This is a genomic window from Bacillus cereus group sp. BfR-BA-01379 (genome assembly GCF_022663605.1).
In the GTDB taxonomy this organism is placed as follows: Bacteria; Bacillota; Bacilli; order Bacillales; family Bacillaceae_G; genus Bacillus_A; species Bacillus_A mobilis.
On the sequence record NZ_JAKUFT010000074.1, the window covers coordinates 1 to 22,762 of the forward strand.

Consider the following 22,762-nt stretch of genomic DNA (forward strand, 5'->3'; position numbering starts at 1 on the left):
GTTCTGAACGAGCCGCTTCCGCTTTTAATTAAAATACTTGTTCTACTTCAATAACGCCTGGTACTTCTTCTAGTAATGCGCGTTCGATACCAGCTTTTAGTGTGATTGTAGAACTTGGGCAGCTTCCGCAAGCACCCATAAGGCGTAATTTTACGATACCTTCTTCAATGTCTACTAATTCAACGTCTCCGCCATCGCGAAGTAAGAATGGACGTAATTTATCTAATACTTCTAATACTTGTTCTTCCATATGTGGGTTTTCCATTTTTATCGACTCCTTTCATCAGTTTTATTATAATCAAGATAGAGGGGAAAATCTATTTTTTCTCTTCTTGTTTTATTGTCGAAATATTTTATCGTGTTTTTTCAGTATAGGGGTAGGGAATAAGTTTGTAAAATGATGTGCTTATGTAATAAGACATCTTAATATGCTGTTGAAACAAGAGGCGGGGGAGAAGAAATGGTTAATGTGCAAGTGTATGGGACGAAAGTAATTTGTGCGAGCTGCGTTGGAATGCCATCTTCAACAGAAACGTTTGAGTGGTTACAAGCGGCGATTGGTCGTAAATATGAAGGACAAGAAAATAAATTTAATTTCGAGTATATTGATTTTCAAGAAGAACAGGAAGATGAAGATAAAAAAGCATTCGCAGAGCGCGTAGTGGAGGAAGATTTATTTTATCCAGTCGTTCTTGTAAATGGAGAAATTGTTGGAGAAGGAAATCCTCGTTTGAAGGATGTTTACGAAGAAATCGAGAAATATTTATAAAGCAGGAAGCCTTTGCGAATTTGCAAAGGCTTTTTTTAATGGAGGGATAGATGTGAAAAATGGAGTGAAGCATGCGTTACCAACGGAAGTACAACAGTTAATGGAGCAGTACACAGTAGAATTAAAAGAAATTTTTTTAGACGAAAAAATAGTCGGGGTATATATTTATGGCTCCATCGCACTCGGTGCATTTCATGCAGAAACGAGCGATGTTGATTTTGTTACAGTAATAAGTGATTCCGCGAATGAAGCTGAAAAACAGCAACTTGTAGAACTTCATAAGAAACTTAGTGGTAGTACGTTAGGTAAAAGAATGGATGGTATGTATATTCCGCTTGCTGATTTAGGGAAATACAATGATGAAATGAATGAGTACATGTATTGTGCAGATGGTAGGGCAAATATAGGTCATTGGGATATTAATGCGGTCACATGGTGGACATTGAAAAATCAAGGTATTACAGTTACCGGGAAAGAAGCGGAAGATCTTCTGTTTCAAATAAGGTGGGATGATGTAGTCAATACGATGAAATACAACGTAGAACAGTACTGGAGTGAAAAGGCGAAGCAACCATATTTATTTTTTATAGAAGAGTGGGTAGAATCAGCAGTCGTTACGATGGGCCGTATTTTATATACACTAGATCATAAAACAATCGTTTCAAAAGATAGAGGGTTGCACTACTTGTCAGAACGTTCGGGGGAAGAATGGGAGCTTTTATTAAAAGAAGTAGCTAGAATAAGGCAGAATCCAAAAGAAAAGCGAATGCTCTCAAGATGGAGAAGAGCAGATACGACGAGGAAGTACTTACTGCATTTAATTGAAACATGTAGAGAGAAATGGTAGGGAAAAACAGACGATACATTAGATTGTATCGTCTGTTTTTGTGTCGGTATTGGTATATAATGGTTTAAAAGGTTTAATTATACTGGAGGAGATAGGATGAATACAGAATTAGCTACTTATGAAGAAAAGAATGTACAAATGAGTATGTTCAAAGTAATTAGCATGATAATAATTATTTTTGGGGTAATGTATGGAATGGGCTTTTTGAACCTTTTATTCGACTCTTCCTTATATCCATGGTATGTAGATCATCTTATTCCACCTTTAACATTTCTTACTATTATTTTAATATATGCACCAGCAAGAAATTACTGTGTGCAGTTAGTAAAATCAATACAGTTCAATAATTTTAAGCATTATGTAACGATAGTAATGACGATGATCGTACTGCTTATATATCTTGCGGTATTAAATTTAGTTTTACCACATGGACTTCGTGTGGACGAACCTAATATAGTAATAGAACCTACTAAAAATGAAATTATTTTATATGTAGTTGTACTCACTGTTTTTGCACCGATTTGGGAAGAGCTTGTATTCCGAGGTATGTTTTTTATGAAATTATCTCAGCGCTTCTCTATATTTAGTAGTGCCGTTATAAGTGCTTCTATATTTACTTTAGGTCATCCCCTTACAGTAGGGAGTGTTTTATATATTTTTGGTGGCGGTATATGTTTAGCTTATACGTATAAGAAAACAAATAACTTACTCGTCCCATGGGGGATTCATTTATTAAATAATGCATTTTTTATATTAGTAAATTTTCAATTGTAAAAAGACGCCTTTTTGAAAAGGGCGTCTTTCGTATTTTGTAGTAGGTAGGAAAGGCTTTACAAGTATTATGTAGAGGAAAGATAATAGAAAAAATATGTGTATGGGGGAAGATGATGAGTAAATATAAATTACATATAAATAAAGAACAACTATGGAAAGGTTGCATCTTAAAGTCGATTGCAGATGCGATTTTTGTAGCACATGCTCCTGATTTCTCGCATGAAAGTTCATGGGATGGATTTAACTATAATATGCAAGATAGTCAAGGCGGAAGAGGGACAATTACGTTTCATCCGGATTATACGATCATATGTCTGCAAGATGTGAATAGCGAGAGAATTGATGAGTGGATTGATGCGAAAAATTATTTTGAAGGGGCACCTTCGGAAGTAATAGATATTGCGAAAGAAGAAGCACTTCAATACGTATTAGAAGAAGTGGAGGGCGAAACAGTGCCGTTCATTACAGCGGCGTTTTGGATTGAGGAGAGCGGTGCGTATTCAATTGATTCATTTGAAAAGATGGAAGAGCATGGCGGATTCTTGTTAGAAATCCCACTACTTGATCTGCAATCAGCAATAGAAAGATTAGAAGAGGAATATGAGCTGACAGAAGAGCAAATAGAGCTTTTACAACTCGTGTATGAGAGAAAAATCAAAAATCCAAACGAGGAAATTATGTTGTCTAAAGAAGAAGTGGCGATGATCGGAACGGATGATGGTGAAGGATTGGAAGTATGTAAAGATTCATTTGAAGAGATGAATATTACTTGGGCGTTGTAGGAGAAGGATATAAAAGTGTGATAAAGCACTAGTAGAAAGCAAAATGTGAAATTACATTGAGCCTTCTACTAGTTTTTTCATATACATATCAACTTCGTGAAAGAATACTAGCTCTTTTTTCTCGGTATTAAGATACACAGCACAATGCAAATATTGCTGTAAGTAGCGGTTAGCTTGTTCGTACTGTTTTAAGTTATAGAAAGAGAAACAAGTAAGAAGCAGAAACGCTTTTTCTTGTAATATGGGAACGACAGCTAGTACCGGAGTAATAGAGTGTATATTTGTTTGTGCTAAATTTTCATAAGAAGACCACACTTGAAACCAGTCGAAAATGGTAGAAAGATAATCAGGAATGTCGATAGTTTCATGTGAAACATTATGCAATAACTGGTTCTGGTTCATATGTATAGGCTCTATTCTAGTTTGTAGAATGCAATCGAATATTGAGATGTTTTCTTTTATTTGTAACTGGTCTGTGATAAGCTGCGGGAGACCTATTGGATGAACCCCGATGTTTATATAGAAGTCAGCTCCAAACTGGCTTTTTTGTATGTTAATGAGCTTATAAAATCCGTTTTCAGCTTTGGAAAAGGTGTGTCTTTTTTCTTAAATCCAAGTGGTTTTAAAGCAGTGTGCAAATTTGTAATGAAATTTTGCTCCTCTTTAGAATGAGGCTTACTCTTCGTCATCTTCGTACGTAGTTAAGTTTTGTAAGAAACTTTCAAAGTTAGGTGCTAATTCAATAATTTGCTCCACCTCATTATCGATAAATATAACTGGAGGATTTTCAGCAACATTTCGATAGTCTAATGCGATCCACGTATGTCCGTCCCCAGATAAAAGTACGAGATTCTCAGGCATTTCCCATTCCTGAATTAAATAACGGCTCTCTAAAATACTAGATTCATTTTCATCAAAAGAAATGCCATATAAGCCAGAAACATTAACGTGATCATCTGCCCAAGAATTCGGCTCTGGAGTAGGGTGAGCATCAAGGCGTAGCGTTCCTCCATTTTGCTCTTTTAGCAGGTTTATGTACGATTCCGGAAGCTTTACATTTAGTACTTTTTCAGCTTTTTTTATTAGTTCATCGTTAATCGGTGCTAATTTTAAATAGTCATCTTCTGCCCAAATTGTATGTTTCATATTGGTCACCTCGAATAATAGTTTTAAGAATCTTATGTCATATATTATAGTTATTTTAAATGACGAGCGATAGAGGGAGGAATAAAATATGGACGTATTTGAATACCTTGATCATGTAAATTCTAGAGAAGACTTGTTGAAGTTTCTTGTATATCTTCAAAAGGATTTTAAAGTGAATAAAGATGAATGGGAGAACATAGAGGTAGAGACTTATTTAGAAGCATTACACGGTTGGCTAGATGCTTATGAAGGAGTGTATATAAATCAAGGGGAGAAGCTTCCAGAAAACATTCCATGGAAGTTTATTGCTCAGATGTTAATTGCGGCAGCTTATTATGAATAAAGCTAGACTTCTTAAGAGAGAATGGAGAAACTATTATGATGAATCACAATAAAATTAAACAACTTTTAGAATATGTAGATTGTGCAGAGGATAATGAAATTGAGTTAGAGTATGAATTTGAACCGATGACAATAGAACTATTTAATAGTGAAGAGATAGAAGAAGGACAACTTGGTTATAGCGTTGATGAAGAAGGGAGAAGTTTAATCGGGAATGAAGAAGGAGATTGGAAAGAAGGATGGATTGTAATTGGACTCGATTCATATATTGGGGACCCAATCTTTGTAGATAGTAATGATGAAAATTGTCCAGTTTATACGGCTATGCATGGTGAGGGAGAATGGGAGCTGGAATGTATAGCAGAACGTATAGAAGTTGTTATTGAGAAAGTGAAGGATAGTTTGAAATAATAAAAAGGTAGTAAGGTGTTTCAAAATGATTTTGAGACATCTTTTTTTATGAGTGTACAAAATGATTAACTTAGTGTATTAAACGTATCATTCATAAGTATTCTAATATATTTTAAAGTAAAATGGAATAATAAAGAGGTAATTGTCGGAATATATTCGAATTCTGTTCATTTTTATGAAATATATGTACTTTTTGTTAGATTCCTTCTTTTTATTTCTATAAAATACACGTATGTAGATATGAGAAAAGGATGATGTACGTGAAGGACACTGTTTTACAAGAAACAATTTCTCCGCAACAGTTACATACAGTTGTTCAAAAGAATACGGCGTATTATGACTTTAAGTGGGGGAAAGTAGAAAATCCAGCGCAAAGAAATACGTGGAATTGGGTAGCCTTTTTCTTCCCGCCTTTGTGGTTAGCTTATCGTAAAATGTATAAGTTGTTTATTATACTTATGTTATTATCGGTTCCTAGTATACTTATACCGCCTTTTATAGACATTCCAGATGGGATTTTTTTATCAATTAGTTTAGTTTTTCAATTAGGAATGATGATATTTACTGGATGGCAAGGAAACCGTTTATACTATAAGCACGCTGTCCGTATTTTACATAAGGAAGAAAATATGCCTGATCATGAGAAGGCGTATTACTTACAATCAAAGGGTGGCGCTAGTTTTGCTGGTATGATTGGTTTACAAGTTATAGTGACGCTAATATTTGGCGGAGCTATGTTGGGACTCTCCTTTTTACCAACTGAGCCGAACATTAAAAATGTTGTTCGTTCAAGTGATGAAGGTGTTACTTTAGAGATTATGACGGATAATCCAACGTGGAAGCTTGTAAAGAAAGAAAAAGATTATGACGTAGTAGAATTTACTGGTTATGATTATACAGAGAAGAAAAACGTGAAAATAAAATTTGCTGTTTATTTTAGTGAAGACTATTTTGAATGGCAAGAAGTATATGAGAATAATAAGAAGTTAAGTGAAGAAGAGTTAGAAGAGTATCAATTTTATATTGAAGAAAATAGTTGGAGTTTCTAGTGAAAACTCGTTCATTTTGAAAAGAAGAATCTTGTGAAGGTTCTTCTTTTTATATATTAGAAAAGCAAATAATAGTAGGAGGAAAAGGTAGTATGATAGATGTTCATTTTTATGATTGGGCTAAGAAACGTCCTAAAAAACATTATAATCGATTACATGAAATGAGAATTTTTGAATTAATTTTTTCGAAGAAGTTAAGTAGCTTGGATCTTGGATTAGAAACTGTAGAAAATATAGATATATATTGCCTAGCAAACCCTAATGAAGATATTTCTTATGAACTACAGGAGGCTCTGGAGAAGATTCGTATATTCGTGCCTTATGATTATATGCAATTTTTAAATTTGGAATCAGTTGAGGATAAATATAAGCATTTTTGTGAGTTGGTTCATCTCTATGTCGTACCAGCTATTGAAAAACATTCAAAAATATCATTAGAAATGATTAAAGAGTATGTGAATGAAGCACTGCAAGAAATAGAGAAAGAGAATTACGAGATTGTGTTTTTAGTGGATAAAACGCCTAGGAAGAGCCCAAGCCGAAAGAAAACGGCTATATTAAAAGGAATTCATCGTTCGGAAGGATTCCAGCTAATGTGTGAAGTGTATAACGATAAAGGGCTAAGGGTAGTAAATAAATTACTCGTAGAAGAAGTAGGGAATGAAGTAGTCTATTCTAGATTTTTAGGCAAACTAAAATGGGAAAATGAGCACTTAATAGTAGTGAAATCTAAGACGAGCAGTTGGATAGAAGAAGTACATGTCGAATAAGCGAATTAACGAAAAAGGTGAACATAAAACACCATACGAATTGAAATTTTGTAAAATACAATAAAAAATGAGAATTCCAGGTAGGCTTGTCAATAACGTAAGACTATGGCACTATAAAGAAATGCTGTACAAATTTTATTTATCGAGATGTAAACATCAATTTTGATTTTTACGTATAAATAATGAACGGAGGAAATGAATTTATGGCTACTTTACCAAATTGTCCAAAATGTAATTCAGAATATACGTATGAGGATGGCGTTCTTTTCGTATGTCCAGAATGTGCTCATGAGTGGGGCCAAGAAGCAGAAGCTGAAAATAATGATGGTGCAAAAGTTGTAAAAGATGCGAACGGAAACGTTCTGCAAGACGGCGATGCTGTTACTGTCATTAAAGATTTAAAAGTAAAAGGAACTTCTTCAGTTGTGAAGATCGGTACGAAAGTAAAGAGTATCCGTCTAGTTGATGGCGATCACGATATTGATTGCAAAATCGACGGTTTCGGAGCTATGAAGTTAAAATCACAATTCGTTAAGAAGGCGTAAGTAAAAAGAGGAGGCGATTAGCCTCCTCTTTTTTATTGTCATTTTTTGTCGGTAAGTCGATATAATTTCATTTACGATGAACAGAGCATGATTTACCTCGCACTATAGTCAATCTCTTTCAACTGACACCGCTTATTAAAGAATGTTTTATATCCAAGCTGTAAGAAGATAATAACAGCAAAGGCAGTGCTTCCTGAAATACCAAGTATGATAGCAATTTGATATTGAATAGCTGTAAATGGTGATACACCAGATAAGATTTGACCAGTCATCATGCCTGGTAAGCTTATAATCCCCATTCCGACCATAGAATTAATCGTTGGTAAAATAGCAGAGTCAAAAGCGTCACGGATGAGAGGAGCGGTGGCTTCTTTCGGTGTTGCGCCGAGCATAAGGGCACCTTCAATTTGGCCTCTTTGCGATTTCATATTGTTTAAGAACGTATTTGCACCGAGAGAAACACCTGTCATCGCATTCCCGACTAACATTCCCGTAATCGGAACGATGTATTGCGGCGCATACCAAGGATCGTGCCCGATAATAACAAAGATAAATAGTAGAAGTGGCCCAATTGATCCGGCAACCATGGAAAGCGCGGCTACTCGTTTTAAGTCTTTTGACATTGGGATGTTAACTCGTTTATAAATATTAAAAATTGCGAAGGTAGTAATAGAAGTAATGAGAGCAATTGTATAAAATGGATTACTATTTTCAAATACGTATGTCAGGACATAGGCAATAAGTACGAGCTGAATCGTCATACGGAATGTTGCGAGCGCAATTTGTTTCTCACGCGGTATTCTTTTTAATTTTACAAGTCCAATTAAAATAAGAATAAAAATATATGCAGCGGCAAGTTGCCAAATTTGGAGTTCAATAACGCCCTTCAATTGAGAGCACTTCCTTTCTAGTTGCACCGTTTGTTTTACTAATTTCAATAATATCGTCTGCAATTTCTTCTGGAAGTTGTTGTGAGTGTGTAATGAAGATAACTGTTTTTTTCTTTTCTCTTGCTAGCATAGTAAATTGTTTCATAACGCGGCGTTCTGTATCGCTATCTAGTGCCGAGGTTGGTTCATCTAATAAATAAACAGGTGGATCCATAAGTACGATACGTGCAAAAGCAAGTCGTTGTTTTTCCCCGCCTGATAATGAATCGGCGTTGTCTTCTAAATTTTTTTCTAAGCTAACAGTCGTTAGTGCGCCTCGCAAAATATCATCATTTGGAAATGGTTTTTCAGAAAGACGAAGTCCCATTAATAGATTGTCTTTAATCGTTCCATCAAAAATAGGTGGCGTTTGCCCAAGCATGACTACGTCACGTCGTAATTGAATAGGAGGATAATCAGAAATCAGCTTTCCGTTGTATTCAATTGTACCGGATGTTGGAGATTGCAAATCATTTAGCATGCGGAGCAATGTACTTTTTCCGCTCCCACTCTCACCGATAATACATGTGATTTTTTCTTTTTGAATCTGTAAATAAGGAATGTGTAGTATATCTTTGTATGTAACGTCTTTTAATATAAACATAGATGGCTCCTTTCTGATTCTAGTTATATCGTATCAAAAAAGGGAGGATAACGGTTATAAAGAGCAACGTTTTTTCTTCGTCTTAAGTTCTATTAATAAGTTAAGTAAACGATCTAATTCTTGGCTGAAAGAAATCACTTTATCATGAGTGAATCCGTACTTTTCAACGAGATAGATCAATTCTTTCTTCTTCGCTTCTATTCGATCGTTTAGTTTCGTTACGTTCATAAGTAAAATGGAATGCCTCCTGTAAAAGTATTTACAACACAAAAAATAAGACCGAATGAATTCGGTCTTAAAGGAAATAAAACAACTTATAAATAGCATACACTGTTTATCGATAGTTTTTAATATAAAAATGAAAAATAAATCATTATTCATATTGAGAAAGATGTGTCTGATAATTATATGTTAACGAATAAAAGAGGCTGCCTGCTTAGTAGACAGCCTGTAAAGTATTAACCTTTATGATACTTGTACATCCAAAGAAGACCGGATTTTAATAATCTCGGTACACGTCCCATTAATGGTTGGTTTGCTAGTAAACCGAAGCCGTGCTTCTTCCCAAGAGAACCGAGAACACCTTTTAATTTAATTACAGGTAGTTCGTCAGGAAGTGGTTCATTATTCCAACGTTTTAATAATATTTGGACAATTTGTTCTCCTTGACCTTCAGCAAGTTGGGCAGATGGTGCGTGTGGAAGTGCTGCACAATCTCCTACAACATACACGCGCTCGTTATTCGGAATATTGTGATATTTTGTTAAAACAACCCGTCCGCTACCATCTTGTTCAACTGGAAGGTTTCGAACAACTTCATTTGCTTGAATACCAGCTGTCCAGACGATTGCATCACATTCAAGTGGTTCATCGTGGTTGTACACAATATTTGGTTCTACTTTTGTAATGTTAGAGTTTCTTATAATAGTAACTTTATGTTTTACGAACCATTCTTCTACGTATCTACTTAATTTCTCTGGATATGGGAATAGAATCCTATCTTTTCGATCAAATAAGTGAATTTTTAAATCAGAACGGCTTTCGCGAAGTTCACTTGCAACTTCAACGCCACTTAATCCAGCGCCAACGACAGCTACTGTTGCATTTGGTTCTAGACTATTTAATTGTTCATATGTCTTACGAGTTTGTTCAATTGATTGTAGGCTATGTGTATATTCCTTCGCCCCAGGAACGTTATGATATTTATCCTCACAGCCAAGACCGATAATTAAATCATCATATGAGATCGCTTCGCCGCCATCGAGATGAACAGCTTTTTCTTCGAGATCAATATTTGTTATTGTGCCGTATTGAATATTGAGGCGTGGGTGCTCGGGAAACGGTATACGAATATGCGTTTCTGAAATAGTACCCGCAACTAATGCATAATATTCAGTTTTGAAGCAATGATATGGTACTTTGTCGATTAATGTCACTTGTACATCATCTGGAAGTTGGTTGCTTGGAAGTAGCCGCTGCAGAATTCTCATTCCACCGTAGCCGCCACCTAGTATTACGAGGTGTTTCATGATGGATTACCCCTTTTCTGTTGAAATATCCCCTAATCATACAATTTTATATTAATAAAATATTTTGACTTTACTCAATCAAATTATATCGAATTTGTGAACAAATAACAATGCATGAATGAATACTCTGTTGTACAATAAGAAGAAAAGTAAAGTAAACTGTTTTGCCTTTTTAGTTACCATTTCATTGCAAGTATCATGTTATATAAAATAAGACCATCTACTTTGAAGTGAAATAGTGAAGTAACTAAATAGTTTAGGATGTATAACAAAAACAACAAGAGACAGCTTAGTTTTCTTCTTATAGATAGTCAGAAGGTAATTTGTTTTGTAGTACAGGGGGGAGAATTTTGATTAAACCATTAATTGAATTTTGTGTAGGTAACCTTGCGAGTGGTTCACAAGCAGCTTTAGAGAAATTAGAAAAAGATCCGAATTTAGATGTAATGGAGTATGGTTGTTTAGGATATTGTGGCATTTGTTTTGAAGGACCGTTTGCACTTGTAAATGGTGAAGTAGTACAAGGTGCTACAGTAGAAGAACTAGTCAATAATGTATATGATTATTTGGATGAAAATCCAATGTTTTAAGGTGTTGCAATCGGCAGCACCTTTTTCTTTTTCTATTAGATAAAATCCTATTTAGCAGGGGAGGATAATACTGAATATAAATAAAAAAAGGCCCTTTTAGAAGGGCTTTTTTCTTACACAATTTGTGCAAGAATGGCTCACCGCCAAATGTTGTCAAATATGAGAAACGGGGGACATTCATATTGTGTTCTAAAAGCATGCATTTTATACTTGAAATAACAAATTATTTTTGGAGTGAATACAAATGAGCCAATTTTCTTTTACAAAAATGCATGGTCTTGGCAATAGTTATATATATGTAAATATGTTTGAAGAACAAATTCCGGAAGAAGATTTAGCTCTTGTGGCGGAAAAGGTTTCAAATATTAATACTGGTATTGGAGCAGATGGAATGATTTTAATTTGTCCATCTGACGTAGCTCCGGTGAAAATGCGCATGTTTAATAATGATGGATCAGAAGGAAAGAGCTGCGGTAACGGTTTACGCTGCGTAGCGAAATATGCGTATGAGCATAAACTAGTAGAAGAAACATTTTTCACAATTGAAACGTTAGCTGGTATTGTAACGGCGGAAGTAACGGTAGAAGAAGGAAAAGTTACATTAGCGAAAATCGATATGGGAGCACCGCGTTTAACACGTGAAGAAATACCGATGCTTGGTGAAGGTGAAACACCATTTATTCGTGAAAACTTCTTATACAATAATCATCGTTATGCATTTACAGCTGTTTCAATGGGGAATCCGCATGCGGTTATTTTTGTGGATGATGTAGAACAAGCACCTCTTACAACACTTGGTCCAGTCCTTGAGACACATGAAATGTTCCCAGAGCGAGTAAATGTTGAATTCATCGAGATTTTGAATGAGGAAGAAATGAACTTCCGCGTTTGGGAACGAGGATCTGGTGTAACACAAGCTTGCGGAACAGGGGCGTGTGCTGCGGTTGTAGCCTCTATTTTAAATGGAAAGATGGAACGTGGTAAGGAAATTACAGTTCATTTAGCTGGTGGCGATTTAATGATTGCATGGACAGAAGAAGGCAATGTGTTAATGAAAGGACCAGCGGAAGTAATTTGCCGCGGAGTGTATGAGTACAAGATAGAAGCGTAAAGATGTATAATAGAATGAGAACAGAAAGGATGTGTATTTCATGATTGAAGTAACAGAACAAGCAGCTTTTCAAATTAAAGATATGTTAAAAGATGCTGAAGATGGAGAGAAGTACGTGCGCCTTGCTGTACATGGCGGCGGATGTACTGGCCTTTCTTACGGCTTAGGATTTGAAGTAGAACCAAAAGAAGACGACACAGTTCTTGAATTTTTCGGTGTTGAATTTGTTATCGATACAGAAAGTGCTCCAATTGTTAAAGGAGTAAAAATTGATTATAAACAATCTATGCTTGGCGGCGGATTCACAATCGACAATCCAAACGCAATCGCATCATGCGGATGTGGATCATCTTTCCGTACAGCGACGAATGCTGGTAAGCCAGAAGAGTGCTAAGTTTTTAGCAGAAATAGAGAAAGACCTTTTTAGCGATGAAATAAAATCGTTAAGGAGGTCTTTTCTTTTGCTGTAAAAAATCAAAAACGTCGCCTTCCCAATTTAGAAACCGGCCCTAAGATATGTTGCATAACGAATGTTAAAATCTAATTTATCTTTGCATAGATGCAAGTATCAGTTAGTTGTTTGCCGTCAGCTGTAAGATCTTCATTACGTAATATCCCTTCAAGCTCAAAACCTAGTTTTTCAGGGATTGCACGACTTTTCGTGTTATTACGTTCACATCGTATTTCAATCCTTCTAAATTTGAATAACTGAAATCCAAGGCTTATTAACGCATTTACTACTTCTGTCATATATCCATTTCCACTAAATTGTGTGTTAATCCAGTATCCAATTTCACATTTAGAAACCTTCCAATCGATTCCGTGAAGGCTAGCAGTTCCAATAAAATCATTCGTCTCCTTATGGTAGATAAGATAGCGAAAGCTTTCTCTTTTCAAAAAATCTATATGCGCATTTCTCAGGAGAATTTCCGTTTCTTCAACAGTAGGAATTGACTGGAATAAAAGCAGCCATTGCTTTAATTCATTAATGGAATCTTTAATAGCTTGTTGTACTATATTCCCTTCACCAGCTTGAAGTGGTGCTCGAAGAATGAGTCTTCCTGTTTCTATTTGTAACGGAACATCTAATAAAATAGGGTTCATATTATTTCACCTCTCGAAAACTTTAAATTAGGACAGAATGAAACGTATGTAAAAAAACTTTCGCTCAAAAGTTAGAGAACAATAAATATATATTCAACTCATCACTTAGAAATCCTTTTTCATCTATTGCCTTCTAATTTCTTTATCATTTATTTGAGCTTCAAGTTCTCTGTTTTCCAGAGTTATAATGGAAGGATAGAAAGAGGGGGATATATGCTGGAAGATATTTTTGAATTTATATTGAAGTACGTTATAGGTTCTATTTTTAGAGTTATAAGATACCTTGTGATAGATATTATAATAGAATGCATAATAGAAGGTGTAATAAACGGTATAAGGAGATTACGTGATAAAATCCGTGATAAGTGGCGAAACTGGCGTGAAAGACGTTATTGGCGGTAATAGGTACATAAAAAATTGGCAGTAAAGAGATAGAGGATAAAAAGCCTTAAGGCTTTTTATAACGAAGTAGTAGCAACGCATCCAAGTTTAGAATCCGTACTCATTCCAATTGGTGACGGAATGACGGTTTCTAAAGTAAAGAAATAATTATTATCTTACAAAAGTGTAATGTTCATGTCATGTTTTTGAATTTCTTCTTTAAAGCTTAGGCTTTAAGATAACAATATAAGAAAAACACATGAGGTGAAGGAAATGAAAAGATATATTGCACTTTTTAGCATTTTAGTTGTATTTGCAAGCTTATTAGTTGGCTGTGATTTAAATCGTATGGGTAAAGACGAGTATTACGTTCAAATTACGGTAGATGGAAAAGAGTATAATGGTAAGTCTGATAGTGGTCAGCCTTATAAAGATTACGAATATAAACTAACTGGTTTTGATAAAGACGGAAAAGAAAAAGAATTAGAATTTATTGCACAAAAAAACTTACGTAAAGATGCATTCTTACGTGTATATCACTCAGATAAAAAAGGTGTAACAGCTTGGGAAGAAGTAAAGAAAGATGAGCTTCCTGCGAAAGTGAAAGAAAAACTAGGTGCAAAATAAGAAAGAAAAAAGGAATTGACGAACAGGGTCAATTCCTTTTTATATTCTCAAAATCCTCTTCCGAAATGACTTTAAATCCATGTTTTTTGAATAAAGCAGTTGCTACTCCGTAACCAGTTTGTTTATTCCCGTTAAATTCTCCAGTGTAGATCGTAGAACTACCACAAGATGGACTGCGTTCCTTTAAAATAATATATTCTGGATGTAAATTCTTAATTTGTTCTAGAGCTTTATAAGCACCGCTCACGAAAGCTTCTGTAACATCTTCACCGTCTTTTGTCATCACTTTCGCTTTTCCATCTAAAACATCATCGCCATTCCCGCCAATAATTTCAGCTGAAGGACGAGGTGTTGGTAATCCTCCTAATACTTCAGGACAAATGAGGACCGTATCTTCTTGTTGCAGCAAATCTTCTATTTTTGAAACGAGATTGTCATTTCCATCATACCGACAAGCGATACCACCTAAACAAGCACTTATTACGATCATATTGTCACCTCCAAAAAAATTTAAAATATCACGCCAATTTTGCTTCCTGACTCTTACCTATAAATGAGGTGATAAAAATGGGAAGCTTATATAACTTAATGAAACCATACAGTGAATTTCGAAGTAAAGAAGAGTTTAATACATATCAAAAACAAGTTTTGAAGTACTATCGATTCCAATTAAATAAGACGGATGCTACCATCATTTATTTTTTAGGAAAGTATGCAGTGAATGAGAAACAGAAAACAGTGGGAGTTGCTTGTCCGTTAATGGAGACGATTGCGACGAATGTTGGAAAGAGCATTCGTACAGTACGCCGTTCAATTGCAAAGTTAGAGGAACTAGGAATTATAAAGCGTGTTGCGACAAAAGAAAGACATAGGCGCGGTGGGTATAGTGCGAACTTATATGTATTTCTTACATCTGCAATTGACCGCATGGATGACCGTATGAAAATGTCCGCATGTGAAAGTGATGATCTTGCAGCTGGCTGTAGTAAAAATGAGCAAAAAAATGAGGAGGAAACAATTTTTTCTAAAAACATTCCACAAATAAAAGAGAATAGAAAAGAAACGTACGAACTTGATGAGACGTATTGCCGCCACGATATACCGAGGCCTTTTATATACGCACTTGTGCCGATGACGCGTAATCCGAAGAAGATTAATATATTTTGGAGTAAGGTGGAACTTGCATATAAAAAGAGCGGGTTACTACAGCAAGGCGTGTTACTGGAGCAAATATTAGCCGATGAAGAAGTGTATGGAAATTTCATTTGGCGAGTAAAGAGTGTTGTGAGAGCGTATAAATACGGGGAAATCCGTAAAAATGTTAAGGCGCTTTTATATAGTACAGTGCGGAATCTATTTTTAGAGGTTGGACTAGAATGGGGAGCAGCTGTGAGAAGAAGTAAGGGAATATCGTTATTCGATCCATTTAAAAAGGAGCCATGCGTATAACACATGACTCCAAGTGGTTAATCAAACTTTCTTACAACTGGAACACGAATCGCTACAAAAAGTACGAAGACGATAACGGCGATTGCACCGCTTTTCATAACGGCTACGATTGGAATTCCTATTGCAAGTGCGATTGATGTGAATGCATAAGAAAGCGGGATAAAGCCCATTGATGATAGCATAAGTAAACTCATTACGCGTCCCATCATTTCTTCTTTTACTGTCGATTGAATCATCGCCATAAGCGGAACGATAGCCATTGCGATTGTAATACCGTAAAACATGCCAGCTAATAATGCTTGCCAAAGTACGGTACTAAAGTTAATGGATAAGAAGAATACACCAGACAGTAGCATCATGATAATGCAAAATAGACCACGTCTACGATTAATATTTTTTAAACCGACAATGACAGCGCCTATTGCCATTCCGCCACCTACAGATGCTTCTAAGTAACTAAACTGAAGCGAATCACCGTGCAGAACATTTTTAACGAAAAGCGGGAAACCGACTTGCATCGGACCAATTAAAAATAAGTTTAAAAAGGCGCTACAAAGAAGGAAAGTTGAAAGGAATGGTGATTCCTTTACATATAAGATTCCTTCTTTAATAGAAGTGAACATGCCTTTGTCTGTATTTTGCTGCTCTGGCATCGTAAATTGTATTTTTTGAACGAGTATGGCTGCGACGATCAGTAATAAAATCGTGATCGAAAAAATCGTTTCATAGTTCGTAAATTTGATAAGAATTCCGCCAAGTACAGGGCCTAAGATGACTGATGCTTGGTTTGTCATTTGTGTAAGTGAGTTTGCTTGTGTTAAACGGCTTTTTTCTACAAGTTCAGGTAAGATAGATCCATCCGCTGACCAGAAAAAAGCATCAGCAAGCCCAAAGAATAAAGCGAATAAAGCAAATGTATACAGTGTTACATCACCTACGATGAACCATGTAAGAATGGTCGCGACGAGAATAGCACGAATAATATTAGAATAAAACATAATGTTTTTTTTCGGGAATTTATCAGCTACAGCGCCGCCAATAATCATAAAAATAAGCCTTGGAACACTAAGAGCTACGAAAACAACACCGAGTGAAGCCTCAAGGTTTAATGTTTTTGCTATGTACCACGTTTGTGAAAAAGTAAAAAAGGCTAAAGCAAAACTTGAAAAGAGTGTAGCTGCCCAAAGAAAAAGGAAATTCGTATTTTTTAATAACGGTTTTCCGCTTCCCTCTAAAGCAGATTTATTTTGTTGTAGTTCCTCCATATTGCTTCCTTTCTATGTGACAAATTTAAACTAAAAAACCTGTTAACAATCGTTTTATACAGTTTCTAATATTTCTATACTGCACTTTTTCATTGTAGACAATAATGTTGAATTTGCACAGTGGCTATTTAACGACAAAAAAGAAGATACCAGTTGGTATCTTCTTTTTTGTCGTTCAGGCTAATGCAATATAAATATCCAATTGTACGTTAGTTGGATCGGTTGCTTTTTCATCATACAGCTCAAAGTCTGTTGTAAAAGCACGTTTGTTTTCTTTTGACCATTTCCAAATATATTCCCAAGCTTCGCAAACGACTTCAGCAACTGGTCCCTTTCTCGTTGTAAATACCGCATACGTAGCGGCAGGTATTGTTAAAGTTGTCATATTTTCAGGCACGTCTTCTAATGAAGAAACGGGCATACCGATTGTAAATTGATATGTACCAGTTTCATCTGATTCGTAATTTGAGTAGAAAGCGAATGTTTCTTTCGTTTGTTGATTTGGGATGTGATGCATCATTTGTTCTTGGAAGTATTGGTTCCAAAGCTCTGGAATTTTTCCTTCAGTAGATGCCTCTGTTTCATTTGTCGTCGTAATCGAAACGCCGATTGCTTGGAAAGCTTCTTTTTTTACGATAATAGGTTCGTTTATCATTAAAAATTCCTCCTTCAAATTAGAACGTTTGTTCTTGATTAATATAACATATTTTTACATGTAACGGTTTCTATGTTTCAGGAATTTAAATAATAATTAATGAACTAAAATAAGTAAAAAATGGTAAACTTCCTATTGCTTGTATAAATAGATTAGCGAGTATGTTAAGATTTTTATGTATCCTTTAACTGTCATATAAACCTATATAATAGGGGGTTTTTCCTATATTAAAAAAATGATAAGGGTTTATATGGGTATCCGATATATATGCTATTTTTGATAAATTAAAATAGTAATATTCTATGAGATTTGTATTGTTGAAATGGGGATTTCAATGATGCATCTTCGTAGGACGGATTGTTGCGAGTGGATATATATTGTTATGTTTCCGGCTACTAAATGAAATGAAGTAGACGGATAGCAAATATATAGAAAGGAGAAAAGGTAGAAAATATGAAAAAAGTGTTGAAATGTTTTAATGTCGTAACAATGATTACACTTCTCCTATCCATCATATTACCTTCACCTAGCGCTTTTGCTACAGAGATAAATGAAAAAAGGTGGGATGAGTTACAAGGGCATGATGTGAAGATTAAGGCAGAGAAAGTGAATGCTGAAATATATAGGGGAGAAGTAGCTGAGAGGGAACACGTATTTCAATATACGATTGAAAATACGGGAGATACATCAATTCAAGAATTGGTGATGAAACAAAATAATGACAATGAAATTATGTTCCTTCCTCAATCTATGAAAGTAAACGGAGAGAAGTTACCTGAAAATAAGGTAGCTGATTTCTATATAGAGGAAAAAGATAAGGGAGGAAAGCTTCTTTCTTCCAATATTAAAATTCAAGATTTAAAATCACACGAAAAAATGACTGTGTTAATAAAAGCTAGCCGTGCACAGCATTTTAATAAAGAATACAAACAAAAAATTAGTGTGCAAAAAGATCGAGTGCAAATAGGAAATATGTCTGTAGATGTTGAAGGGATTCCTTCTGGAGACAAGGTTGAAGCGAATGCCGACGATGAGGGTGACAGTAGTAAGAAAAACATTGGGTCACCGGCTGATGCTAAAACTAAAGAAGTGAATGGAAAATTAAAAGTATCTGCAGAAGATAAAAATAAACCTGTATTAAAAACAGAACTAGAGAAGGAAGAACAACCGGTAGCTAAAGATGAGAAGCAACCAGAAAAAGAAGCGGAAAATCAGAGCGATGCAAAAGTACAAGCTGCCTCAGAAAATGCTTCAAAGGTTCAAATCCAAATAGGGGATAAGCAAGGGTTTGGAGATCCACTGTATTCTACAATTGCCGCTGGAGATTTAGTGCAGACTGGTAATGTGACGCTTGGGCTAACAGATAATTATTATACTCGGCAAAGTGTCGGGGGGAAAGTAAATAAAAAAGCTGTAGATATTGATAATGATGACACTACATTTAATTCATCAACAGGAGCGTTTCCTAACATCCCTGCTGGAAGTAAAGTGAAAAAGGCGTATTTATTTTGGACAGCAGCTATGGGGACTCCAAGTGATGCAAGGACCGACTATAGAGTTAGCGATGAAGATGTAAGACAGCCAGTTAAAATGAAGATGGGAAATAAGCAATACGCTGAAGTAAGTGCTGATAGTATACGAAAAGCGGATTATTTACCATATATTGCGAATCACTATAGCAGTGGCGCAGGATATGTTGCATTTGCTGATGTAACAAATGTAATTGCAAAACAAGGTATTTCTCAAACGGTGACAGTTGCAAATGTACCGCAAATTAAATTCGAAAAGGGCAGTGGCTACTACTGGGGCAACTGGAATCTTATATTAGTTTATGAAAACTATAAAGAAACCGTAAAAGATATGAAAATTTGGGAAGGTTTAGTTTCTCAAAAAAGTACAGCTTGGGCAGATATTGGTGTTAATAAAATAAATACACCGAAAGAAGGGGCTTTTAAGGCAAAATTTAGTTATTTCTCGTCACAAGGAGATCCTGCTGATCATGATGGATATGCCTATGATTATGGAGAGTATGACTTTGGATTAGGATATCAAAAATTTAAAAACATTAACGGTAAAGATAATGATGTTAATGACTCGTCTATGACAGAAGTACAAGTCGATGGCACTAACGAGTTTGTTACAAAAAAATATCCGGGATATAACCCAGATTGGACAAATTCATTTAGTACAGATATTCATACGTATCATCTTGAGGGACCAAACCAAGTGAAAAATGATTTAAAAGAAGGGAAAATGCGCTTTAGAGCATATGGTGGTGGCGGTGATATTTACGTATTAAACAACACTACTTTCGTCACAGAACATAATGCACCAAATTTACAAGTTGATAAAAAGGCGTTAGATAGTGCTGGAAAAGAAATTAAGGAAGTTAAAGTTGGCGAAGAAATTACGTACCAAATTGAAGTGAAAAATGATACGAAAAACAATCAAGCACCGGTATCTAATGTAAAAGGTTTTGATAAATTAGATACTCGCTTAGAGTATATCCCGGGATCAATCCAATATATTAGTGGAAGCAATAAAGGACAAAAAACAGATGATGCAAACGATGATGAAGCAGAATTTGTAAATAATCAAATTGATTTCCGTATTGGTGAAGGGGCAGATGCTACAGACGGTGGTGTTTTACAGCCTGGTGAAAGTGCCGTTATTACATTTAAGGTGAAAGTGAAAGAATCTATACAATCAGATACAACAGTAAAAAATGTCGTTGCTGTAAAGGGACAAGATAGTGCCGAGATAAAGTATGAGAGTGAAGACGATGCAAATATTACGGTTACGACTCCAAAAGAAGTTCCAGGAGAAATAGAAGCGACAAAAATAGCTTCTAATAAAACACCGAGTTTAGGTGACGAGGTCGAGTATCGCATTACGTTTAAAAACAAGGTAAAAGATGGACGTCTAGATGTATTGACGATTGAAGATGAATTACCGAGTAGTCTTGAGTTTGTGAAAGATAGTTTGAAAGCAGAAGGTGCAAAACCAGAGCCAGTAGAGCTGAAATTTGAAAATGGCAAAGTAATTGCAAAGTATCCAGAAATTATGGATATGGAAGAAAGAAGTATCGTCTTTAAAACGAAAGTAAAAGAAACTGCAAAGATTGGTGAAGAAATTGTTAACAAAGCAATTGTTAGTGATAAAACAAATCCACCAAAGGATCTAGAAGAAAAGATTACACCACAGCATAAGGTCGGCAAAATTGATGCAAAGAAAAAAGCAACAAATAAGAAGCCGAAGCTAGGAGAAGAAGTTGAATATCAAATTAGCTTCAAAAATACGGTGGAAAACGGAAAACTAGAGGCAGTTACAATAGAAGATGAAATTCCAGCTAACTTAGAATTTGTTCAAGGCAGTGAGAGAGCTGAAGGTGCTGGACCAAATCCAGTAGAGTTAAAAGTAGAAAATGGTAAGGTAATCGCAAAATATCCAGAGATTACAGATACAAAAGAGCGAAGCATCATTTTTAAAGTGAAGGTAAAAGAAGAAGCAAAAGCAGGAGAAACAATTGTTAATAAAGCAGTTGTTAGCGATCCGAATGTTCAGCCGGAGCATCCAGAAGAAAAGATTACGCCAGGTTATAAAGACGGTAAAGTAACCATAGATAAAAGCGTAACGAATCAAACACCAAAACTAGGAGAAGAAGTAGAGTACCGCATTACATTTCATAATACGGTAGAAAACGGAAAGCTAGAAAAGGTGATGATAGAAGACACGTTGCCTGAAGGTGTTGAATACGTGAAAGATAGTTTGAAAGCAGAAGGTATAAAACCAGAGCCAGTAGAACTAAAAATGGAGAATGGCAAGGTAACTGCAACATATCCAGAAATTATGGATATGGAACAAAGAAGTATTGTTTTTAAAGTGAAAGTAAAAGAGACGGCAAAAGTAGGAGAAGCAATTGTAAACAAAGCAGTTGCAAAAGATCCGAAACATGATCCGACTGATGCAAAGGTTGTTATTACACCGCAAAGTAAAAAAGGTGAAATTGCCGCTACAAAGGTAGTTAATAATGAAAAGCCGAAGCTAGGGGAAGAAATCGAATATCGAATTAGTTTTCATAATACGGTAGAGAACGGAAAACTAGCAGAGGTGCGAGTAGAAGATACAATTCCAACCGGTCTTGAATATGTAGAAAATAGTATTAAGGCTGAAGGTGAAGCACCGGGTCCAGTAGAATTAACGGTTGAAGCTGGGATAGTTAAAGCGAAGTATATTGATATTACGGATACGAAAGAAAGAAGTATCGTCTTTAAAGTAAAGGTGAAGGAAGAAGTAAAAGTAGGTCAAGAGATCGTCAATAAAGCAATTGTTGATGATACGAAACATCCACCGATTGAGCCGGAGGAAAGAATTACTCCGCAATATAAAGATGGAATAATTGATTCGAAGAAGACAGTAGATAATCCATCACCAAAACTAGGAGAAGAAGTAGAATACCGAATTAGCTTTAAGAATACGGTAGAAAACGGAAAACTAGAAAAGGTAAAAATAGAGGATACAATCCCTAACGGTTTAGAGTATGTAAAAGGTAGTGAAAAAGCGGAAGGCGATAAACCGGCTCCAGTAAAGTTACATGTGAAAAATGGAAAAGTTATCGCTGAATACGCAAATATTACGGATACGAAAGAAAGAAGTATCGTTTTTAAAGTAAAGGTGAAAGAAGAAGCGGAAGTAGGCAAGGAAATCGTCAATAAGGCAATTGTTGATGATACGAAAGAGTCAAAAGAGCCAGAAGCAAAAATTACTCCATTACACAAAGATGGAAAAATTAAAGCAAAGAAAAGCGTAAATAATGAAACGCCGAAGTTAGGGGATGAAGTAGAATACCGAATTAGCTTTAAAAATACGGTAGAAAACGGAAAACTAGCAGAGGTGAAAATAGAAGATACTCTACCAGAAGGTTTAGAGTATGTAGAAAACAGTGTGAAAGCAGAAGGTTCTAAGCCAAATCCAGTAGAGTTGAAAGTGGAAAACGGTAAGGTACTGGCGAAGTATCCAGAGATTACGGATACAGAAGAAAGAAGTATCACTTTTAAAGTGAAAGTAAAAGAAGAAGTGAAAA

26 protein-coding genes and 2 pseudogenes are annotated in these 22,762 nt (G+C 35.5%); 17 read left to right on the plus strand and 11 right to left on the minus strand.

Going from position 1 to position 22,762, the window contains the following annotated elements:
- Positions 1-28 precede the first annotated feature (28 nt).
- Positions 29-265, minus strand: coding sequence for a NifU family protein (locus MR113_RS22040; protein ID WP_000431158.1), 237 nt, complete (start codon positions 263-265; stop codon positions 29-31).
- A gap of 195 nt (positions 266-460) precedes the next feature.
- Here MR113_RS22040 and MR113_RS22045 point away from each other — a divergent pair, with 195 nt between their 5' ends.
- From MR113_RS22045 to MR113_RS22060, 4 genes are all read left to right on the plus strand, one after another.
- Positions 461-769: a YuzD family protein gene (locus tag MR113_RS22045; RefSeq protein ID WP_000248590.1), complete on the plus strand. Its 309-nt coding sequence runs from the start codon at positions 461-463 to the stop codon at positions 767-769.
- The gene (locus tag MR113_RS22050) at positions 738-1,616 is read left to right on the plus strand and encodes a nucleotidyltransferase domain-containing protein (protein WP_242256871.1); all 879 of its coding nucleotides are present in this window, start codon (positions 738-740) and stop codon (positions 1,614-1,616) included. Before MR113_RS22045 ends, MR113_RS22050 begins: the two co-directional genes overlap by 32 nt.
- A gap of 96 nt (positions 1,617-1,712) precedes the next feature.
- Positions 1,713-2,390 (plus strand): CPBP family intramembrane glutamic endopeptidase, encoded by a 678-nt coding sequence (locus tag MR113_RS22055; protein ID WP_242256872.1) that lies wholly within the window; start codon positions 1,713-1,715, stop codon positions 2,388-2,390.
- Between the two features lie 113 nt (positions 2,391-2,503).
- On the plus strand, positions 2,504-3,172 hold the full coding sequence (locus tag MR113_RS22060; RefSeq protein WP_242256873.1) for a hypothetical protein: 669 nt from the start codon (positions 2,504-2,506) through the stop codon (positions 3,170-3,172).
- Positions 3,173-3,223: 51 nt separating this feature from the next.
- Here MR113_RS22060 and MR113_RS22065 read toward each other — a convergent pair.
- Positions 3,224-3,861, minus strand: a pseudogene (locus MR113_RS22065) (DUF4304 domain-containing protein).
- Positions 3,848-4,318 carry an SMI1/KNR4 family protein gene (locus tag MR113_RS22070; RefSeq protein ID WP_242256874.1) on the minus strand — a complete coding sequence of 157 codons (471 nt, stop codon included), beginning with the start codon at positions 4,316-4,318 and terminating at the stop codon, positions 3,848-3,850. The pseudogene MR113_RS22065 and the gene MR113_RS22070 overlap by 14 nt, the downstream one beginning before the upstream one ends.
- 88 nt (positions 4,319-4,406) lie before the next feature.
- Here MR113_RS22070 and MR113_RS22075 point away from each other — a divergent pair, with 88 nt between their 5' ends.
- The 5 genes from MR113_RS22075 (at position 4,407) to phnA (ending at position 7,435) form a co-directional block, all read left to right on the plus strand.
- Entirely contained in the window at positions 4,407-4,661 is a 255-nt protein-coding gene (locus tag MR113_RS22075) for a DUF7660 family protein (RefSeq protein WP_242256875.1), read from the plus strand.
- Between the two features lie 35 nt (positions 4,662-4,696).
- Positions 4,697-5,071 carry a hypothetical protein gene (locus tag MR113_RS22080; protein WP_242256876.1) on the plus strand — a complete coding sequence of 125 codons (375 nt, stop codon included), beginning with the start codon at positions 4,697-4,699 and terminating at the stop codon, positions 5,069-5,071.
- 254 nt (positions 5,072-5,325) lie between these two features.
- Positions 5,326-6,120 (plus strand): DUF2628 domain-containing protein, encoded by a 795-nt coding sequence (locus MR113_RS22085; RefSeq protein ID WP_242256877.1) that lies wholly within the window; start codon positions 5,326-5,328, stop codon positions 6,118-6,120.
- Positions 6,121-6,212: 92 nt separating this feature from the next.
- Complete coding sequence (locus MR113_RS22090; RefSeq protein WP_242256878.1) at positions 6,213-6,890, plus strand: hypothetical protein; 678 nt, start codon at positions 6,213-6,215, stop codon at positions 6,888-6,890.
- A 203-nt stretch (positions 6,891-7,093) separates the two neighbouring features.
- Complete coding sequence (phnA, locus tag MR113_RS22095; protein WP_000212737.1) at positions 7,094-7,435, plus strand: alkylphosphonate utilization operon protein PhnA; 342 nt, start codon at positions 7,094-7,096, stop codon at positions 7,433-7,435.
- Positions 7,436-7,527: 92 nt separating this feature from the next.
- On the opposite strand, the gene MR113_RS22100 is transcribed toward phnA, so the two are convergent.
- The 4 genes from MR113_RS22100 to MR113_RS22115 all read right to left on the minus strand — a co-directional run bounded on the left by MR113_RS22100 (position 7,528) and on the right by MR113_RS22115 (position 10,497).
- Positions 7,528-8,325 carry an ABC transporter permease gene (locus MR113_RS22100; RefSeq protein ID WP_242256879.1) on the minus strand — a complete coding sequence of 266 codons (798 nt, stop codon included), beginning with the start codon at positions 8,323-8,325 and terminating at the stop codon, positions 7,528-7,530.
- Complete coding sequence (locus MR113_RS22105; protein WP_242256880.1) at positions 8,309-8,968, minus strand: ABC transporter ATP-binding protein; 660 nt, start codon at positions 8,966-8,968, stop codon at positions 8,309-8,311. Before MR113_RS22105 ends, MR113_RS22100 begins: the two co-directional genes overlap by 17 nt.
- Before the next feature lie 54 nt (positions 8,969-9,022).
- The gene (locus tag MR113_RS22110) at positions 9,023-9,196 is read right to left on the minus strand and encodes an aspartyl-phosphate phosphatase Spo0E family protein (RefSeq protein ID WP_063260526.1); all 174 of its coding nucleotides are present in this window, start codon (positions 9,194-9,196) and stop codon (positions 9,023-9,025) included.
- A gap of 230 nt (positions 9,197-9,426) precedes the next feature.
- Positions 9,427-10,497, minus strand: coding sequence for an NAD(P)/FAD-dependent oxidoreductase (locus MR113_RS22115; protein ID WP_242256881.1), 1,071 nt, complete (start codon positions 10,495-10,497; stop codon positions 9,427-9,429).
- Positions 10,498-10,847: 350 nt separating this feature from the next.
- Between MR113_RS22115 and MR113_RS22120 the strand changes: the two genes are divergently transcribed.
- From MR113_RS22120 to MR113_RS22130, 3 genes are all read left to right on the plus strand, one after another.
- Positions 10,848-11,087 (plus strand): YuzB family protein, encoded by a 240-nt coding sequence (locus MR113_RS22120; RefSeq protein WP_000595025.1) that lies wholly within the window; start codon positions 10,848-10,850, stop codon positions 11,085-11,087.
- A 244-nt stretch (positions 11,088-11,331) separates the two neighbouring features.
- Complete coding sequence (gene dapF, locus MR113_RS22125) at positions 11,332-12,198, plus strand: diaminopimelate epimerase (protein WP_242256882.1); 867 nt, start codon at positions 11,332-11,334, stop codon at positions 12,196-12,198.
- 40 nt (positions 12,199-12,238) lie between these two features.
- The gene (locus MR113_RS22130; protein WP_000573830.1) at positions 12,239-12,592 is read left to right on the plus strand and encodes a HesB/IscA family protein; all 354 of its coding nucleotides are present in this window, start codon (positions 12,239-12,241) and stop codon (positions 12,590-12,592) included.
- Between the two features lie 146 nt (positions 12,593-12,738).
- Here MR113_RS22130 and MR113_RS22135 read toward each other — a convergent pair whose 3' ends face one another.
- The gene (locus tag MR113_RS22135; RefSeq protein WP_242256883.1) at positions 12,739-13,302 is read right to left on the minus strand and encodes a GNAT family N-acetyltransferase; all 564 of its coding nucleotides are present in this window, start codon (positions 13,300-13,302) and stop codon (positions 12,739-12,741) included.
- A 213-nt stretch (positions 13,303-13,515) separates the two neighbouring features.
- Between MR113_RS22135 and MR113_RS22140 the strand changes: the two genes are divergently transcribed.
- The 3 genes and pseudogenes from MR113_RS22140 (at position 13,516) to MR113_RS22145 (ending at position 14,310) form a co-directional block, all read left to right on the plus strand.
- Positions 13,516-13,704 carry a hypothetical protein gene (locus MR113_RS22140; protein ID WP_061679574.1) on the plus strand — a complete coding sequence of 63 codons (189 nt, stop codon included), beginning with the start codon at positions 13,516-13,518 and terminating at the stop codon, positions 13,702-13,704.
- Between the two features lie 57 nt (positions 13,705-13,761).
- Positions 13,762-13,851: pseudogene (locus MR113_RS28405) on the plus strand (O-methyltransferase); the annotation flags it as partial.
- A 105-nt stretch (positions 13,852-13,956) separates the two neighbouring features.
- A complete protein-coding gene (locus MR113_RS22145; protein ID WP_242256884.1) occupies positions 13,957-14,310 on the plus strand; it encodes a YxeA family protein in 354 nt (117 codons plus the stop codon).
- Between the two features lie 28 nt (positions 14,311-14,338).
- Here MR113_RS22145 and MR113_RS22150 read toward each other — a convergent pair whose 3' ends face one another.
- Positions 14,339-14,800 (minus strand): 2-thiouracil desulfurase family protein, encoded by a 462-nt coding sequence (locus MR113_RS22150; RefSeq protein WP_242256885.1) that lies wholly within the window; start codon positions 14,798-14,800, stop codon positions 14,339-14,341.
- Between the two features lie 77 nt (positions 14,801-14,877).
- On the opposite strand from MR113_RS22150, the gene MR113_RS22155 reads away from it, so the two are divergent.
- Complete coding sequence (locus MR113_RS22155) at positions 14,878-15,759, plus strand: helix-turn-helix domain-containing protein (protein WP_242256886.1); 882 nt, start codon at positions 14,878-14,880, stop codon at positions 15,757-15,759.
- A gap of 17 nt (positions 15,760-15,776) precedes the next feature.
- On the opposite strand, the gene MR113_RS22160 is transcribed toward MR113_RS22155, so the two are convergent.
- Positions 15,777-17,024 carry an MFS transporter gene (locus tag MR113_RS22160; protein WP_242256887.1) on the minus strand — a complete coding sequence of 416 codons (1,248 nt, stop codon included), beginning with the start codon at positions 17,022-17,024 and terminating at the stop codon, positions 15,777-15,779.
- Positions 17,025-17,199: 175 nt separating this feature from the next.
- A complete protein-coding gene (locus tag MR113_RS22165; protein ID WP_242256888.1) occupies positions 17,200-17,679 on the minus strand; it encodes a GyrI-like domain-containing protein in 480 nt (159 codons plus the stop codon).
- 453 nt (positions 17,680-18,132) lie between these two features.
- Here MR113_RS22165 and MR113_RS22170 point away from each other — a divergent pair.
- Positions 18,133-22,762: isopeptide-forming domain-containing fimbrial protein (locus tag MR113_RS22170; RefSeq protein ID WP_242256889.1), on the plus strand; the 4,630-nt coding region annotated here is incomplete at its 3' end.

Bases quoted from the DNA above. Each gene is read 5' to 3' on its own strand.
- MR113_RS22060 (WP_242256873.1), top strand. From the start codon at position 2,504: ATGAGTAAATATAAATTACATATAAATAAAGAACAACTATGGAAAGGT.
- MR113_RS22090 (WP_242256878.1), top strand. From the start codon at position 6,213: ATGATAGATGTTCATTTTTATGATTGGGCTAAGAAACGTCCTAAAAAA.
- MR113_RS22115 (WP_242256881.1), bottom strand. From the start codon at position 10,497: ATGAAACACCTCGTAATACTAGGTGGCGGCTACGGTGGAATGAGAATT.
- MR113_RS22110 (WP_063260526.1), bottom strand. From the start codon at position 9,196: ATGAACGTAACGAAACTAAACGATCGAATAGAAGCGAAGAAGAAAGAA.
- MR113_RS22080 (WP_242256876.1), top strand. From the start codon at position 4,697: ATGATGAATCACAATAAAATTAAACAACTTTTAGAATATGTAGATTGT.
- MR113_RS22130 (WP_000573830.1), top strand. From the start codon at position 12,239: ATGATTGAAGTAACAGAACAAGCAGCTTTTCAAATTAAAGATATGTTA.
- MR113_RS22075 (WP_242256875.1), top strand. From the start codon at position 4,407: ATGGACGTATTTGAATACCTTGATCATGTAAATTCTAGAGAAGACTTG.
- MR113_RS22160 (WP_242256887.1), bottom strand. From the start codon at position 17,024: ATGGAGGAACTACAACAAAATAAATCTGCTTTAGAGGGAAGCGGAAAA.
- MR113_RS22135 (WP_242256883.1), bottom strand. From the start codon at position 13,302: ATGAACCCTATTTTATTAGATGTTCCGTTACAAATAGAAACAGGAAGA.
- MR113_RS22040 (WP_000431158.1), bottom strand. From the start codon at position 265: ATGGAAAACCCACATATGGAAGAACAAGTATTAGAAGTATTAGATAAA.
- MR113_RS22045 (WP_000248590.1), top strand. From the start codon at position 461: ATGGTTAATGTGCAAGTGTATGGGACGAAAGTAATTTGTGCGAGCTGC.
- MR113_RS22145 (WP_242256884.1), top strand. From the start codon at position 13,957: ATGAAAAGATATATTGCACTTTTTAGCATTTTAGTTGTATTTGCAAGC.
- dapF (WP_242256882.1), top strand. From the start codon at position 11,332: ATGAGCCAATTTTCTTTTACAAAAATGCATGGTCTTGGCAATAGTTAT.
- MR113_RS22150 (WP_242256885.1), bottom strand. From the start codon at position 14,800: ATGATCGTAATAAGTGCTTGTTTAGGTGGTATCGCTTGTCGGTATGAT.
- phnA (WP_000212737.1), top strand. From the start codon at position 7,094: ATGGCTACTTTACCAAATTGTCCAAAATGTAATTCAGAATATACGTAT.
- MR113_RS22140 (WP_061679574.1), top strand. From the start codon at position 13,516: ATGCTGGAAGATATTTTTGAATTTATATTGAAGTACGTTATAGGTTCT.
- MR113_RS22165 (WP_242256888.1), bottom strand. From the start codon at position 17,679: ATGATAAACGAACCTATTATCGTAAAAAAAGAAGCTTTCCAAGCAATC.
- MR113_RS22085 (WP_242256877.1), top strand. From the start codon at position 5,326: ATGTACGTGAAGGACACTGTTTTACAAGAAACAATTTCTCCGCAACAG.
- MR113_RS22050 (WP_242256871.1), top strand. From the start codon at position 738: ATGTTTACGAAGAAATCGAGAAATATTTATAAAGCAGGAAGCCTTTGC.
- MR113_RS22055 (WP_242256872.1), top strand. From the start codon at position 1,713: ATGAATACAGAATTAGCTACTTATGAAGAAAAGAATGTACAAATGAGT.
- MR113_RS22155 (WP_242256886.1), top strand. From the start codon at position 14,878: ATGGGAAGCTTATATAACTTAATGAAACCATACAGTGAATTTCGAAGT.
- MR113_RS22105 (WP_242256880.1), bottom strand. From the start codon at position 8,968: ATGTTTATATTAAAAGACGTTACATACAAAGATATACTACACATTCCT.
- MR113_RS22070 (WP_242256874.1), bottom strand. From the start codon at position 4,318: ATGAAACATACAATTTGGGCAGAAGATGACTATTTAAAATTAGCACCG.